The following is a 15,181-nucleotide window of genomic DNA, read 5'->3' as shown; positions in this document are numbered from 1 at the left end:
ACGGCCGGGGTCAAGAGGTCGCGCCGGACTCCGTGTCGGTGGCGGGCGGCAGGCCCGACTGCCGCGCGGAGAGCGCGGAGTTGAAGCGGGTGAGCAGGGTGCAGAACGACTCGCGCTCCGCCGGCGTCCAGCCTTCCGTCACCTGCGCCATCAGCTCGCGGCGCGAGGCGCGGACCTCCTCCAGGCGGGCCAGGCCGCGCGGGGAGAGCTGGAGCACGACCGCACGCCCGTCCTCGGGGTGCGAGGTGCGCTTGACCAGGCCCGTGTCGACGAGCGGGGCGACCTGGCGGGTGACGGTCGAGGAGTCGATGCCCATGCCCGCCGCGAGCGCCTTGACGCCCATCGGACCTTCCTGGTCGAGCCGGTTCAGGAGCAGGTACGCCGCCCGGTCCATCGAGTTGCGGAGCTGGCCGGTGCCGCCGAGGCGGGTCTGTTCGGCCCGGCGCGCGAAGACGGCCACCTGGTGCTGGAGGGCATCGAGGAGACCGGGGTCAAGCTCAGTCGTCATGTCCTGAGATGTGGGCATGGCTGTGGGGGCTCTCTCGTGCGGTGGTCGGTTGGTGGGGGACAGAGTACGCGGACCCGCGTGGGTCCGTACCTGCGCTGCGCAAACCGACTGCGACGACCTCTCGCCGGGCGGCCACCAGCCCCTTGAGCTGCGAGACTTGCTGTCATGAGCTTCCGTCGGCCAGACCCCTTGCATCCACTGATCCTCGACGACGTGCGCGGGGCGCAGAAGATGTTGTCGGGGGTGGCCCGGATGACCGCGATGGAGGGGAGCCGGCATCTGTCCTCGCTGGTGGGAGCCCCGGTCCACCTCAAGTGCGAGAACCTTCAACGAACGGGTTCGTTCAAGCTGCGCGGCGCGTACGTACGGATCGCCGGGCTCCGCCCCGAGCAGCGGGCGGCCGGCGTCGTCGCCGCGTCGGCGGGCAACCACGCGCAGGGCGTCGCCCTCGCCTCCGCGCTCCTCGGGGTGCACTCCACGGTCTTCATGCCGGTCGGCGCCCCGCTGCCGAAGGTCGCGGCGACCCGGGAGTACGGCGCCGAGGTGCGGCTGCACGGTCAGGTCGTGGACGAGACGCTGGCGGCGGCGGAGGAGTACGCGGCGGAGACCGGCGCGGTCTTCATCCATCCCTTCGACCACCCGGACATCATCGCGGGGCAGGGCACGGTCGGCCTGGAGATCCTGGAGCAGTGCCCGGAGGTCCGCACGATCCTGGTGGGCGTCGGCGGGGGAGGGCTCGTGGCCGGTGTCGGGCTCGCGGTGAAGTCCGTACGCCCCGACGTGAAGGTGATCGGCGTGCAGGCGGAGGGAGCGGCCGCCTACCCGCCGTCGCTGGCCGCGGGGCATCCGGTGGCCATCGGCTCGCCCATGACGATGGCGGACGGGATCAAGGTCGGGCGGCCGGGCGACGTGCCGTTCGCGATCGTGCGCGAGTACGTGGACGAGATCCGTACGGTCTCCGAGGACGCCCTCTCCTCGGCGCTGCTGCTCTGTCTGGAGCGGGCGAAGCTGGTCGTCGAACCGGCCGGCGCGAGCCCGGTCGCGGCGCTGCTGAGCGACCCGAAGGCGTTCCAGGGGCCGGTGGTGGCGGTCCTGTCGGGCGGGAACGTCGATCCGGTGCTGATGCAGCGGGTCCTGCGGCACGGCATGGCGGCCGGCGGCCGCTATCTGAGCCTGCGGCTGCGGGTGACGGACCGGCCGGGCGCGCTGGCGACGCTGCTCGCGGTGCTGACGGTGGTGGACGCCAACGTCCTCGACGTGAGCCATGTGCGCACCGATCCGCGGCTGGGGCTGACGGAGGCGGAGGTGGAGCTGCACCTGGAGACGAAGGGCCCCGAGCACTGCCGGGAGGTCGAGGCGGCGCTGCGGGACGCGGGGTACGTGGTGATGGCGTAATCCCCTTGTGAGTCGCGATGTATCGCGTTAGCGTGTGGTCCGGGTCACACATTCGGTGGGCGGCGGCCGTCGTCCAAACCTAAACTTGGGCGGAAACGCCCAAATCCCTGGGAGAACCCACATGCCAGGCGCGATCTACGCCGAGGGTCTGGTGAAGACCTTCGGTGACGTACGAGCTCTGGACGGCGTGGACCTCGACGTACCCGAGGGCACGGTCCTGGGCCTGCTCGGCCCCAACGGCGCGGGGAAGACGACCGCCGTGCGCGTGCTGACCACACTCCTCCAGCCGGACAGCGGGAAGGCGCTCGTCGCGGGCATCGACGTACTGAGGCACCCCAACGAGGTCCGGCGCTCGATCGGCCTCTCCGGCCAGTTCGCCGCCGTCGACGAGTACCTGACCGGCCGCGAGAACCTCCAGATGGTCGGGCAGCTCTACCAGTTGAACGCCAAGCGGGCGAAGGCGCGGGCGGACGAGCTGCTGGAGCGGTTCAACCTCGCCGACGCGGCCGACCGCACCGCCAAGACGTACTCCGGCGGCATGCGCCGCCGGCTCGACCTGGCCGCGGCCCTCGTCGTCTCCCCGCCCGTGATGTTCATGGACGAGCCGACGACCGGGCTCGACCCGCGGAACCGGCAGGCGCTCTGGGAGGTCATCCAGGAGCTCGTCGCGGGCGGCACGACCCTCCTCCTGACCACGCAGTACCTGGAGGAGGCCGACCACCTGGCCCACGACATCTGCGTCATCGACCACGGCAAGGTCATCGCCCGCGGCACCTCTGACCAGCTCAAGGCCCAGACCGGCGGCGAGCGCGTCGAGGTCGTCGTCCACGAACCCGAGATGATCCCCCCGGCGCGTGACGTCCTCGCCCGCTACGGCGTCGCGGGCATCGGCCACGGCGAGGTCTCCGTCGAGAACCACACCCGCAAACTCACCGTCCCGGTCACCGGCGGAGCCAAGCTGCTGGCCGAGGTCATCCGCGACCTGGACACCGTGGGCGTCGAGATCGACGACATCGGTCTGCGCCGCCCCACCCTCGACGACGTCTTCATCTCGCTGACCGGCCACGCGGCCGAGGGGGAGGAAGAGGAGCCGGGGGAGGCGGCGCAGGACGCCAAGGGCCGCGGCCGCGACCGGAAGGAGACGGCGAAGTGACCGCAGTGAACGAGGCCGTCGCGGCCCCGAAGCCGCGCGGCGGCATCGCCCAGTCCATCGGCGACTCGCTCGTCGTCGCCAAGCGCAACCTGATCCGGATGTCCCGCATTCCCGAGATGGTCATCTTCGGGCTCATCCAGCCGATCATGTTCGTGGTGCTCTTCAGCTACGTGTTCGGCGGCTCCATGACCATCGGAGGCACCAACTCCCCTGCCGTCTACCGGGAGTTCCTGATGGCCGGCATCTTCGCCCAGACGGTCACCTTCGCCACCGCCGGCGCGGGCGCCGGCATCGCCGACGACATGCACAAGGGCCTGATCGACCGCTTCCGGTCCCTGCCGATGGCCCGTGGCGCGGTCCTCACCGGCCGCACCCTCGCCGACCTGGTCCAGACCGCCCTCACCGTGGTCGTTCTCGCGATCGTCGCCCTCCTGGTCGGCTGGCGCATCCACGAGGGCGTTCCGAAGGCGCTGGGCGCGTTCGCCCTGCTGCTCCTCCTCGGCTACGCCTTCTCCTGGATCGGAGCCCTGATCGGCCTCTCGGTCCGCACACCGGAGGCCGCCACGTCCGGCGGGCTGATCTGGCTCTTCCCGGTCACGTTCATCTCGATCGCGTTCGTGGACTCCGCGCAGATGGCGTCCTGGCTGCAGCCGATCGCCGAGTGGAACCCCTTCAGCGCGACGGTCCAGGCGTGCCGCGTCCTGTTCGGCAACCCGGGCGTCTCGACGTCCGACGCCTGGCCGATGCAGCACCCGGTGTGGGCGTCGATCATCTGGTCGGTGCTGATCATCGTGGTGTTCAGGACGCTGTCGGTCCGCAAGTACCGCTCGGCGACCGCCTAGCGGCGACCGCCCAGCGCTGTCCGGCTACGGGGCGTAACCCGAGACGACGACGCCGCCGGCGAGGCCGATGAAGACGGCCCCGCCGGCGGCGACCGCGCCGGTGGCCACGTCCTCGCCCTCCACGGCGGCCGTTCCCTCGGGCGTGTTGAACGCCCTCCACACGGGGTCGTCCGGCGGGTCGGTCAGCGGAACCGAAGTGACCGTCGACTGCCTCCCGGTCAGCACCCGGTCACCGGCAAACGCCACCCACTGCCCACCGGCGGCCCGGCGCCAGCGTTCCGCGCCCGACTTCAGGTCGTACGTCGAGAGCGTGTCGCCGTCGCTCAGGGCCACCACCCCCGCGGAGTTCACCGCCAGGGCCGTGACCTGCGTCCCGCGCCCGACCGTCCGCTCCCGCTTCAGGGTCCGGGCGTCGAGGACCTCGACGCCGTCCTGGCCCGCCTGCGGACACAGCACGCGGCGCGCGCCGACGATGATCCGGTAGCAGCCTTCGAGGCCCTGGGCCCGGGCCGTCTGCTTGCCCGTGCGGGCGTCCAGCGCCAGTACGGTGCCGTTCCCGGGGACGTAGACCTGCCCGCCCGAGACCACGGGGGACTCGGGGAAGACGCTGATCGGCTGCCGCCAGCGCTCCTTCGGAGTGCCGTCCCCCGACAGCGGGACCGCCGTCACCAGGCCGGACGGCTTCTCGAAGTCCGTGGTGTCGACGTAGGTCGTGTACAGGACGCCGTCGTGCAGGTCCGTCCCCTTGACGCCGAACACGCCCCCCGGCGCGGCCACCCGCCCGACCTGCCTGCCGTCGCTCAGCCGGTACCCGACGAGTCCGTCGCGCCCGGTCATCCAGGCGACCTCCCCGACGACCGCCGGGTACTGCGCGCCGACCTGCAGTTGATCGCCCGTCGACGGCTTGGACCACAGCTTCTTCCCGTCGGCGGCCCGCAGCGCCACGGCCGCGCCGCCGTCGCCCGAGCAGACCAGGATCTCCGGGCCCAGCGCGCACGGGCCGACGCCCGCGCCCGTGCCGGTGGCCCAGGGCGACCAGCCGGCCGGGCGGGCCGAGCGGTCGGAACCGTCCTTGCCGAAGTCGCCGGCATGGCCCTCGCCGCCGAAGGGCTGGATCACATGGTCGAGGGCGGCGGGCCCGGCGCTCGCGCCGGGTGGCCCGCTGCTCGACCGCACACCGCCGCTCGGCGACGCCCCCGCCGAACCGCCCTGCTCGCCCTCGCCGCCCTGCCCGCCCGTCCGGTCGAGCAGCACCACACCCACGGTCGCCAGGACGGCCACGGTCACCGCGCCTGCCGCGATCCGTCCCCACGGCCTGCGCCGTTCCCGCGTCTCGGTGACGGCCGGCCGGATCCCCGCGGCCGTGGGGGAGTACGGGACCTGGGGGGCGAGCGTCGGCAGGTCGGCCACGCCCGCCCCGGACGCCGCCGCCTCGCCGATCCGCCGCGCGGAATCCCCGTACTCCGCCAGCAGCGAGAGCACCCCGCCCGGCCACGGGAAGGCCGCCGGGACCTCCGCGCCGAGCAGTGCCACCAGCTCCGCGGCGGACGGCCGCTCCGCCGGGTCGAGCCGGAGGCACCGCTCCACAACCGGTCGCAACTCCTGTGGTACGCCCTCCAGTTCGGCGTCCGCCCGGCTGATCCGGAAGACGACCGACGCCATCTCCTCGTCGTGGAAGGGCCCGCGCCCGCTCGCCGCGAAGGCGAGGACCGCGCCCAGACAGAACACGTCCGACGCGGGCACGACCGCCCGGCTGCCGATCAGATGCTCCGGGGACATGAACCCCGGCGAGCCCACCACGAGCCCCGTCGACGTGAGAGCCGTCGCCTCGAAGGCCTGCGCGATGCCGAAGTCGATGAGCTTGGGCCCGGCGGCGCCGAGCAGGACGTTCGCGGGCTTCAGGTCCCGGTGCAGCACCTTCGCCGTGTGCACGGACTCCAGCGCCCGGGCGAGCGCCGCGCCCATCGCCCGTACGGCGTCGACCGGCAGCGCGCCCGCCCGGGTGACCGCCTCGGCGAGTGAGGGCCCGGGGACGTACTCGGTCGCCAGCCAGGGCACGGCCGCGTCCGCGTCGGAGTCGACGAGCAGCGCCGCGTACGGGCTGTTCACGGCTCGCGCGGCCGTGATCTCGCGCCGGAAGCGGGTCCGGAAGTCGCCGTCGACCTCCAGGTCCTCCCGGACGGTCTTCACGGCGACCATCCGGTACGGATCGGCCGTCGGCGCGTCCGCCCGGCACGCCAGATGGACCTCGCCCATACCGCCCGCGCCGAGCCGGGCGAGCGGCCGGTAGGGGCCGACGAGGCGTGGGGGCTGCCCGGCGGGCAGTGCTTCCAGCAAGGAACTACTCCTTACCGTCGGGGAGTGCGACGGAGATGACGACCCCCGTGTCGTACACGATGTGGGCGATGCCGCCGATCGGGAGGACCTCGGGCGAACGGATCTCCTGGGCCAGATCGGTGCTGCCCGAGCCTTCGTAGGTCGCCTCGGCGCGTGGCCCCGGAGCCCCAGGCACCGGCACCACGCGTTCTCGCCCGGGCGTTCCGCCTTTGCCCAGGGGCACCACGCGCAGGGACGAGAAGTCCGCGTACACCAGGGCGTCGCCCGCGATCAGCGGATCGGAGGCCCGCTGCCGCTTGGTGCCGTCCGCCGAGACGAGAGCGGGCCCGGGGTAGTGGCCCAGGCTCTTGCCGGTGGTCGGGGAGAGGACGTGCAGGCCGCTGTGGTTGCGGGTGGTGCCCCAGTCGGACCAGCTCTCGGGCCCCTGGTCGAAGACCACGGCCACCTCCGGGGACGCGGCGGTCGGCCACGCTCCCGACTCGGCGACGGCGGCGGGCACCGCGAGCCGTCCGCTGCCCACGGGGGCGAGCGTGGTGGAGTCCAGCACGTAGAGCGTGAGCGCGTCCTCGTTGGTCGCGTCCAGCGGCGCGCAGTACGCGAGCCGGCCCTGGATGTGCAGGCTGTCGCAGGACACGGCCTCCGGCGGCACCTGGCCCCGCTGGTTGCCCGTCTTCCCGTCGTAGGCGACGAACCCGGCGTCGCTCAACGCGTACACCAGCCCGTTCGCGTACGCGACGGGCTCGAAGTCGCGGAACTCCGCGCGTGCCAGGTTGGTGTTGGTCAGCGCCTTGGACCACAGCTCGCGGCCGTCCGCCAGCGCGAAGGCGGTCATGCGGCCGCTGATGTCGTCGCCGGTCGGGACGTACACCGCACCGTCGGCCACGATCGGCTGCGTGTTCAGGCCGCCTCCGCCGGGCCCCTTCTTCTCCCAGCGCACCTCGCCGCTGCGGGTGTCCCGCACCTGGAGGCGGCCGCCGGAGAGCAGGACCGCGGACGACTCGTGGACGGCGGGGGCGGCGGTGCCGCCCGCCACGAAGATCCCTCCGGTGGGTCCGATGAAACTCTCGTTGTCGCGCGGGTCCTCCACCAGGTCCGCTTCCCACAGCCCCTTACCGCTCGCCGTGTCCAGCGCCTCGTACCGCCCGTCCGTCGTCCGGCACACCACCACGGACTCGCCCGCCGAGCAGCCGAACGCCGGCGCGCTCAGCTTCGCCTTCCACGGCTTCCAGCCGGCCGGTCGCTGGGCCGTGTTCTGCGGGACGACACCGGAGGCGTCGGGGAGCCCGCGGTCGTCGACGCCGGCGGCCTTGGGGGCGGTGGCCGCCGGTGGGGCCGCCTTCGCCGGGGGCTGCTTACGCTCGGCCTCCGGCCGGAGCAGATACGTGCCCACCCCGCCGGCGACCACCGCGAGGGCCACCGCGGCCGCGACGAGCGCCCGGCGCTTCCGGCGCGGGGGGTCCTGCGGAGCGGTGGGCGCCGCCGGTGCCGGCGGCATCGTCGGCAGCTGGTCGAGACCCGGGGCCGCGGCGGGTGCGGTCGCCGGGACCGCCCGGAGCGGGCCTCCCGACGCCACGAGCTGCGCGAGCTCCCGCCCGTACTCCCCGATGTGCTCCCGTACGCTCTCGGGCCACGCGGGCCGCCGTTCGCCGCCCAGGAGCTCCACGAGCTCGGCCGGTGTGGGCCGCTCGGCCGGGTCGAGGCGCAGGCACGCGGCGATGGCGTCCCGCAGCTCCTCAGGGACGCGGGCCAGGTCCGCCTCGGCCTGGGAGACGCGGTAGAGGACGGCCGCCAGGGGCCCGTCCCCGAAGGGGTCCTCGCCGGTCGCCGCGTAGCAGAGCAGCGAGCCCAGGCAGAAGACGTCAGAAGCGCCGGTGACATGGCGCGCACCCGCGACGTGCTCGGGCGACATGAAGGCGGGGGTGCCGACCATCATCCCGGTCGCCGTCATCGTCGTGGCGCCGGTGCTCCGGGCGATACCGAAGTCGATCAGGCGCGGCCCGTCGACGGAGAGCATGACGTTGCCGGGCTTGAGGTCCCGGTGCAGCACGCCGGCCGTGTGCAGGTCGGCGAGAGCGCGGGCGATCCCGGCGCCCAGCTCCCGCACGGTCGCCACCGGCAGCGCGCCGCCCCGCCGCACGGCTTGCGACAGGCTCGGTCCGGGGACGTACGCGGTCGCCAGCCAGGGCACCCGGGCATCGGCGTCCCCGCCTTCCGGGGCGGCCGCCCAGGCGCTCCGCACGAGTCCGGCGACCTTGATCTCGCGCCGGAAGCGGTCACGGAAGGCGGGCTCGTTCGCGACGTCCCGTCGTACGGTCTTCACCGCCACGAAGGTGCCCTCGCCGGGCAGCCGGCCCAGGAACACCTCGCCCATGCCGCCGGCGCCGAGCCGCGCCAGGATCTCGTACGGTCCGATCCGCCCCGGCGCGTCCTCGCGCAGTGGTCCCAGCACCTGTGTCATCCCCCTGTGACGTGACGTCAGGTCCCGATCATTACATGTCCATGAAAGGCGAAGGGCCGAACCCCCGAAGGGGTCCGGCCCGTGATCGTCGCCGGCGGCTCAGCCGGTGTAGGGCTTCACGCTGAGGATCTTCACCGAGGCGGTCCTGCCGTTCGGCAGCTCGTACTCGGCGTCCTCGCCCGCCTTCTTGCCGTTGACGCCCACGCCGAGCGGGGACTGCGGCGAGTACGTCTCGATGTCGCTGCTCGCGTACTCGCGCGAGGCCAGCAGGAAGGTCGTCGTGTCGTCCTCGTCGCCGTCGAACGCGATCGTGACGACCGTGCCGGGGGCGACGACGCCCTCGTCGGCCGGGGCCTCGCCCACCTTGGCGTGCTCGAGCAGCTGGGTCAGCTGGCGGACCCGGAGCTCCTGCTTGCCCTGCTCCTCCTTGGCCGCGTGGTACCCGCCGTTCTCGCGCAGGTCGCCCTCCTCGCGCGCCGCGGCGATCTTGGCGGCGATCTCGGTTCGCGCGGGACCAGACAGGTACTCCAGCTCGGCCCTGAGCTGGTTGTACGCCTCCTGGGTGAGCCAGGTGACGTTGTCGCTGGTCTGGGTCACAGGTGCTCCTCGTAGGTACTGGGAATACAAAGCATCGCCCTACCCGGAAGAATTGTCCTTCCTGAGCGGGCGAAACCACGAGCCTAACAATTAGTGGCGAAAAGGGGGAGGACATAAAGCATCAAGATGACGTCATCCCTGGTCAGCGCGGACTCCCGGACGACGCGCCATCCGGTGCCTACCCACTGCTACCGCGCCGTACACCCGATGAGCTCGGCGCTGGTCGCCCGCGCGGTCGTACGGATCGCGACGACACGGTCGATCCGCTCGCTCGCCTCGTCGAAGCGGACGTCCTTGCGGCCCACCTCGGCCCCGTCCTCGGCGCGTGAGCGCAGGGTGCAGACACCCTCGGCACCGGCGTCCTTGCGGACCTCCAGGTGCACCTGCACCTCGGTGTCGCTCACCACGTCGAACTTGATCGTCTCCGCGCTGATCTTGCTGTCGACCACGTAGAACCAGCCGAACCAGCCGAGAAGCCCGAGGAACAGCACGCCCAGCACGGCGCCGGCGATCTTGAGCGTGCGGTCGGCGCGCTCGTCCGCGGAACGCCCGTAGCGCCCCTCGGGCAGCCGCTCTCGCACCGCGCTCATGATCGTTCCTCTCGCCGCGGGGGTGGGAATTTTCCGCCCCCCGGTTCCGTCACTATAGAGACCTCCCTCCACGCCCCATCACAGAGGATCGAGCCTTGACTGAGCAGCTGCGACTGATGGCCGTTCACGCCCACCCCGACGACGAGTCGAGCAAGGGTGCGGCGACGATGGCCAAGTACGTGTCCGAGGGGGTGGACGTGCTCGTGGTCACGTGCACGGGCGGCGAGCGCGGCTCCATCCTCAACCCCAAGCTCCAGGGAGACGCCTACATCGAGGCGAACATCCACGAGGTGCGCCGCAAGGAGATGGACGAGGCCCGGGAGATCCTGGGCGTCGACCAGGAGTGGCTCGGCTTCGTCGACTCCGGCCTGCCGGAGGGCGACCCGCTGCCGCCGCTGCCCCAGGGCTGTTTCGCCCTGGAGGACGTCGACACGGCCGCCGGAGCCCTGGTCCGCAAGATCCGCGCCTTCCGTCCGCAGGTCATCACGACCTACGACGAGAACGGCGGGTACCCGCACCCCGACCACATCATGACCCACAAGATCACGATGGTGGCCTTCGACGGCGCCGCGGACACCGAGAAGTACCCGGAGGCCGAGTTCGGCCCCGCGTTCCAGCCCCAGAAGCTCTACTACAACCAGGGCTTCAACAAGCCGCGCACCATGGCCCTGCACCAGGCGCTGCTCGACCGGGGCATGGAGTCGCCCTACGGCGAGTGGCTGGAGCGCTGGAAGGAGTTCGAGCGCAAGGAGCGGACGCTGACCACGCACGTGCCCTGCGCGGACTTCTACGAGATCCGCGACAAGGCGCTGATCGCGCACCGTACGCAGATCGACCCGGACGGTGGCTGGTTCCGGGTCCCCATGGAGATCCAGAAGGAGGTCTGGCCGACGGAGGAGTACGAGCTCAGCAAGTCGCTGGTGCCCACCTCCCTCCCCGAGGACGACCTCTTCGCGGGCATCCGCGACAATGCCTGACATGAGCGCACACCTGGCACTGACCCAGCTTGTCCCCTTCGCCGCCGAAGAGCTGGACAAGAACAAGGTCACCCCCGGCGTCCTCGGCTTCGTCGTCTTCGCGGTGATGGCCGTGGCCGTCTGGATGCTGATGAAGTCGATGAACCGCCACATGGGCAAGGTCTCCTTCGAGGAGGCCCCGGACCCGAAGGCGCCCGCCGCCCCGGCCCCCGCCGCCCCGCAGGGCGGCAAGACGGCCGCGCGGGAGTAGCGGCGGTACGCCGCGGCGCGGGCCCTCCCCCCGAGGAGGGCCCGCGCCGCGGTGACCCCCGTACGCACACCGGCTTCCGCGGCTACGCCACCTCCACCGGAACGCCCATCACCTCCCGGGCGTGGCGGTTCGGCACCATGCCCAGATCCCAGGCCTGCCAGCCGGCCTCCAGCTGGACGCCCCGCTCCAGGACGAGGGCGTACGCCTCCGCGCAGTCCTCGACCTTGCCGTCCCGCGTCGGATGGCGGTCCCGGCGCAGCAGCGCCAGCTCCTCCTGCGCCACCGCCGTACCCACCTCCACACCGCCCGGCGAGGCGTACGGGAGCAGGGTGCAGCGCAGGAAGCGGGCCCAGTCGGCGCCCCTGCGGTCGCCGTACGACAGGAAGAGCCGCTCCGACTCCCCGCACAGCTCCAGGGCCTGCGCCGCCTTCCCGTTCCCGGCGTCCACGATCGCCAGCTCAAGACAGGTCCAGGCCTCGCCGTGGGCCACGCCGACGCGGTGGAAGTCCGCCCGGGCGTCCACCAGGAGCTGCCGGGCGAAGCCGGAGTTGCGCAGGTTGCCGGTCTGCGCCGCCCGCTGGTCGCGGGTGACCCGCCCCGAGTGGTGGCGGGCGCAGGCGAGCCCGTACACGTCCCGCATCCGGGAGAACATCGTGCGGGCCCGCTCCAGCTCCCGCACCGCCTTGTCCAGATCCCCGCGCTCCTCGAGGGCGTGCCCCAGGTAGTACAGCGTCCAGGCCTCGCCCCGCGCGTCCTCCTGGTCGCGGTGGCGGGCGAGCGCCTGGCGCAGGCCCTCGACCGCGGGCGCCACCTCGCCCTCGACGAGCCGGGCGCGGGCGAGCTGGGTCAGCGCCCACGCCTCGCCGCGCCCGTCGCGGGTCCGCCCGTACAGCTCCAGCGCGCGCCGCAGCTCGGCGTCCGCCCGCTCCACGTCGCCCATGCGCAGGCACACCTGGCCCAGCTGGAAGTGCGCCCAGGCCTCGCCGTGCACGGACTCGTGCTCCCGGTGCAGCTCCAGGGCCCTGTGCAGCAGGGCCAGCGCCTCGGCCAGGTTCGCCCGGTCCCGTTCGACCGCCGCGAGGGCGTGCAGGGTCCAGCCCCGGTCGGCCGCGAGCGACTCGGGCTCCTGGAGCCCCAGGGCCTCCCGCAGCTTCGCCGACGCCTCCGTCAGATTGCCCTGATGGTGCAGCGTGATCCCGAGCGAGCAGAGCGCGAGCGCGGCCCCGGCGTCCTGGTGCGCCTCCTGGTAGAGGGAGACCACCGAGGTCAGCGTGGTGCGCGCCTTGTCCAGCTCGCCGAGCTGCCGGGCCGCGATACCGGTCCGCCACTGCACCGACCGGGACAGCAGCCCCTGCCCGACGGCGTCGGTCAGCTCGTTGATCTCACCGAGCCGGTAGAGGTCGCCGCGCAGCAGGCAGTAGTCGCAGAGCGCGCCGAGCAGGTTCAGTACGGCCTGCTGGTCGACGCCCTCCGCGAGCCGCAGGGCCGCCGTGATGAAGCTCGACTCGTCGTCCAGCCAGCGCAGCGCGGCCTCCAGCGAGCCGAAGCCGTGCCCGTCGAACCGGTTCGCGCGGGTCGACATCTTGCCGTCGACCATCCGGATCACCGCGTCGGCGAGCTCCGCGTAGTTCTGGATCAGCCGCTCCTGCGCCGCCGCGATCGACGCCGCGTCCTCCTCGTCCCTGAGCCGGGCCGCCGCGAAACCGCGCACCGCGTCGTGCAGCCGGTACCGCTCTCCCCGGACGTGGTCCAGCAGCCCGGCCCGGGCCAGCTCCGCCAGCAGCCGGGCCCCGTCCTGCCCGCTGCCGCCGAACAGCGCCCCCGCCGCGGCCGCGCCCAGTGAGGCCCTCCCGGCCAGCGCGAGCCGCCGCAGCAGCCGCCTGCCGTCCTCGTCGAGATCGGTGAAGTACCGTACGGAGAGCGCCCGTCCGAGCGGTGCCGGGCCCCAGTCGGGCCGGGCGAGCAGCTGCGCCAGATCGCTCATCGAACGGCGGCCCAGCGAGGAACCGGCGACCCGCAGCGCCAGCGGCAGCCCGCCGCACAGCCCCCGGATCTCCTCGAACGCCTCGGAGTCGTACGGCCCCGGGTCCGGCGCCCAGGCCGCCTCCCGCAGCAGTTCCTCCGCCCCCGCCGCGTCCAGCGCCGCCACCGGCAGCGCGTGCACCGACGCCGGCACGTCCCCGCCCAGGTCCAGCGGCTCGCGGCAGGTCACCAGGACCAGACTGTCCGAGCGCTCGGGCAGCAGCGTGCGGACCTGCTCCGCCTCCACCGCGTCGTCGAGGATCACCGTCACCGCGAGCCCGGTCAGATGCTGGTGGTACAACTCGGCCAGTCTGCGCACCTGTTGCTCCGCCGAGGACCGTTCCCGGAACAGCAGCTGCTCGCGCGGCGCACCGAGCCGGTTCAGCAGGTGCAGCAGCGCCTCCCGGGTCGTCAGCGGCTTCTCGCCGGGTGTCCCGCCCCGCAGGTCCACCACGCACGCCCCGCGGAACTGGTCCCGCAGCGCGTGCGCCGCCCGTAAGGCGAGCGCCGTCCGGCCCGCCCCCTGCTCCCCGTGGAGCATCACGACCGTCGGCCGGGTCATGGTCGACGCCCGCCCGGCCTGCACCCACTGGGTGATCTGGGCCAGCTCGGCCCGTCGGCCCGCGAACGGCCCTCCCGGGTCGGGCAGATGGCCGAAGGACTGCTCGAGGACGGTCCGCCGGCGGGCCGCCGCGCTGCGGTCGGCGCCGCGCAGCTGGGACACGACCTTCTGCGCGGGCGGCTGCGTGGTGGCGAGCAGCACCCGCTGCTGGTCGATGAACGGCCGTACGCCCCGGACGTCGAGCGCCGTCAGCCACTGCAGCCTGAGCTGCTCGGGGCCTCCCGGCTGGCCCAGGGCGCCCGCCCGGCGGTGCGCGGCGGGCCAGTGCCCCGCCGTCACCTTCAGGACCGTCGCCGCCGCGCCCGTCACCGCCACCACGGCGCCGGCGGCCAGCGCCGTCCCGGCCGCCGTGCCCAGCGCCAGGTCCGCGCCGACGGCGGCGACCGCCGCGACGGCGGTCACCAGCGAGGGCGTTCCCACCGCGGCTCTGCTGAATCGATCCCCCAGCGAGCGGTGCGCCGCCTCCGTCTCCTCCAGGGCCCGCAGATAGGCCGTGTACTCATCGCCCGCACCCGCCGCCATGGTGTCCAGCGCGGCCCGGCCGCGTGCCAGCAGAGCCGTGGCGTCGAGGCGGCCTCCGGAGCGCCGCACCTCCTCCTCCACGGCGCGTGCCAACAGCCGTTCGGCTTCGGCCCGGTGGCTGTCCCGCATGTACGTCCCCCTCCGAGAGCTTCCGCTTGCGGCCCCAAGTGTCCTGCGGGACGCCCGTCGGCGCGAGGGAGCGGGGGTGACCGGGGTCCCGAACGCCTGCCCCTCGACACGGCGTCCGATGGCGTTCATCTGCCGAATACCGCGTCCGGGTGACGCCCCGGAACCAATCCCTCGGAGGGCAGTTGATCAGCGTGCTTCGGCTAACGGAGCATTCCAGGGCCCTCGAGCTCAAGAAGGAAGACTCGTGATCAAGAAGGTTCTTGCTACGGCGGCAGTTGCGGCCTCGGTCGTCGGTGTGACGGCGACCGCTGCGTCGGCGGCCGGCAACGACGGCGGCAGCGCCAACATCATCGGCAACACGTCGAAGCAGTCGATCGGCAGCAACTCCACCGGTGGCTACATGAGCCCGAACTTCGGCCTCATCAACGGTGGCGTCCTGCACTGCTTCGACATCCAGAAGATCCAGGCGCAGGTTCCGGTCGGCGTCATCGCCGTCCCGGTCGCCGTCCAGGACGTCCTCGGCAACCCGATGTCGAACCAGACCTGCACCCAGAACTCCGTGCAGCAGAAGGGCGACGACGCCCTGTCGCACATCCTGGGCGAGGTTCTGTCCCAGAACGGGAACGTCGGCGGCTGAGTCCGACCGCACCGCTGAAAACGGCCCCGTTCCCCGCATTCGACCTGCGGGGAACGGGGCCGCTTTCCGTATCACTATCACTGCCCCGTTCGCGCGTCACCACCCGTGGCGTACGACCGGGGTCTTGTCGTGTGCGCGAGGA

At 72.8% G+C, this 15,181-nt stretch carries 12 protein-coding genes; 6 read left to right on the top strand and 6 right to left on the bottom strand.

Features of this window, described 5'->3' with window-relative positions; all coding sequences use genetic code 11:
* Positions 1-10 precede the first annotated feature (10 nt).
* Positions 11-526 carry a MarR family winged helix-turn-helix transcriptional regulator gene (locus ACZ3IJ_RS08605; protein ID WP_352190124.1) on the bottom strand — a complete coding sequence of 172 codons (516 nt, stop codon included), beginning with the start codon at positions 524-526 and terminating at the stop codon, positions 11-13.
* 147 nt (positions 527-673) lie between these two features.
* Here ACZ3IJ_RS08605 and ilvA point away from each other — a divergent pair, with 147 nt between their 5' ends.
* The 3 genes from ilvA to ACZ3IJ_RS08590 all read left to right on the top strand — a co-directional run bounded on the left by ilvA (position 674) and on the right by ACZ3IJ_RS08590 (position 3,898).
* Positions 674-1,903 (top strand): threonine ammonia-lyase, encoded by a 1,230-nt coding sequence (gene ilvA / locus ACZ3IJ_RS08600; RefSeq protein WP_467466901.1) that lies wholly within the window; start codon positions 674-676, stop codon positions 1,901-1,903.
* 121 nt (positions 1,904-2,024) lie between these two features.
* Positions 2,025-3,056, top strand: coding sequence for an ATP-binding cassette domain-containing protein (locus ACZ3IJ_RS08595; RefSeq protein ID WP_467466900.1), 1,032 nt, complete (start codon positions 2,025-2,027; stop codon positions 3,054-3,056).
* Positions 3,053-3,898 (top strand): ABC transporter permease, encoded by an 846-nt coding sequence (locus ACZ3IJ_RS08590; protein ID WP_467466899.1) that lies wholly within the window; start codon positions 3,053-3,055, stop codon positions 3,896-3,898. Before ACZ3IJ_RS08595 ends, ACZ3IJ_RS08590 begins: the two co-directional genes overlap by 4 nt.
* A 24-nt stretch (positions 3,899-3,922) precedes the next feature.
* On the opposite strand, the gene ACZ3IJ_RS08585 is transcribed toward ACZ3IJ_RS08590, so the two are convergent.
* The 4 genes from ACZ3IJ_RS08585 to ACZ3IJ_RS08570 form a co-directional block, all read right to left on the bottom strand.
* The gene (locus ACZ3IJ_RS08585) at positions 3,923-6,235 is read right to left on the bottom strand and encodes a protein kinase domain-containing protein (RefSeq protein ID WP_467466898.1); all 2,313 of its coding nucleotides are present in this window, start codon (positions 6,233-6,235) and stop codon (positions 3,923-3,925) included.
* Positions 6,236-6,239: 4 nt separating this feature from the next.
* A complete protein-coding gene (locus tag ACZ3IJ_RS08580; RefSeq protein WP_467466897.1) occupies positions 6,240-8,693 on the bottom strand; it encodes a protein kinase domain-containing protein in 2,454 nt (817 codons plus the stop codon).
* A 99-nt stretch (positions 8,694-8,792) separates the two neighbouring features.
* The gene (gene greA, locus ACZ3IJ_RS08575) at positions 8,793-9,290 is read right to left on the bottom strand and encodes a transcription elongation factor GreA (protein WP_391798786.1); all 498 of its coding nucleotides are present in this window, start codon (positions 9,288-9,290) and stop codon (positions 8,793-8,795) included.
* Positions 9,291-9,478: 188 nt separating this feature from the next.
* Complete coding sequence (locus ACZ3IJ_RS08570) at positions 9,479-9,880, bottom strand: DUF4307 domain-containing protein (RefSeq protein WP_467466896.1); 402 nt, start codon at positions 9,878-9,880, stop codon at positions 9,479-9,481.
* A gap of 95 nt (positions 9,881-9,975) precedes the next feature.
* Here ACZ3IJ_RS08570 and mca point away from each other — a divergent pair, with 95 nt between their 5' ends.
* Together mca and ACZ3IJ_RS08560 are read left to right on the top strand one after the other, a co-directional pair.
* A complete protein-coding gene (gene mca, locus ACZ3IJ_RS08565; RefSeq protein ID WP_391798784.1) occupies positions 9,976-10,857 on the top strand; it encodes a mycothiol conjugate amidase Mca in 882 nt (293 codons plus the stop codon).
* The gene (locus ACZ3IJ_RS08560) at positions 10,850-11,107 is read left to right on the top strand and encodes a hypothetical protein (protein ID WP_467466895.1); all 258 of its coding nucleotides are present in this window, start codon (positions 10,850-10,852) and stop codon (positions 11,105-11,107) included. The genes mca and ACZ3IJ_RS08560 overlap by 8 nt, the downstream gene beginning before the upstream one ends.
* An 82-nt stretch (positions 11,108-11,189) precedes the next feature.
* Here ACZ3IJ_RS08560 and ACZ3IJ_RS08555 read toward each other — a convergent pair whose 3' ends face one another.
* Complete coding sequence (locus tag ACZ3IJ_RS08555) at positions 11,190-14,402, bottom strand: tetratricopeptide repeat protein (RefSeq protein ID WP_467466894.1); 3,213 nt, start codon at positions 14,400-14,402, stop codon at positions 11,190-11,192.
* 244 nt (positions 14,403-14,646) lie between these two features.
* Here ACZ3IJ_RS08555 and ACZ3IJ_RS08550 point away from each other — a divergent pair, with 244 nt between their 5' ends.
* Positions 14,647-15,039, top strand: a complete 393-nt coding sequence (locus ACZ3IJ_RS08550; protein WP_391798781.1) for a rodlin — start codon at positions 14,647-14,649, stop codon at positions 15,037-15,039.
* The last annotated feature ends 142 nt before the right edge of the window (positions 15,040-15,181 follow it).

It is taken from the genome of Streptomyces sp. NPDC013317, from assembly GCF_055563155.1.
This window is presented reverse-complemented; position numbering and strand designations above follow the sequence as displayed.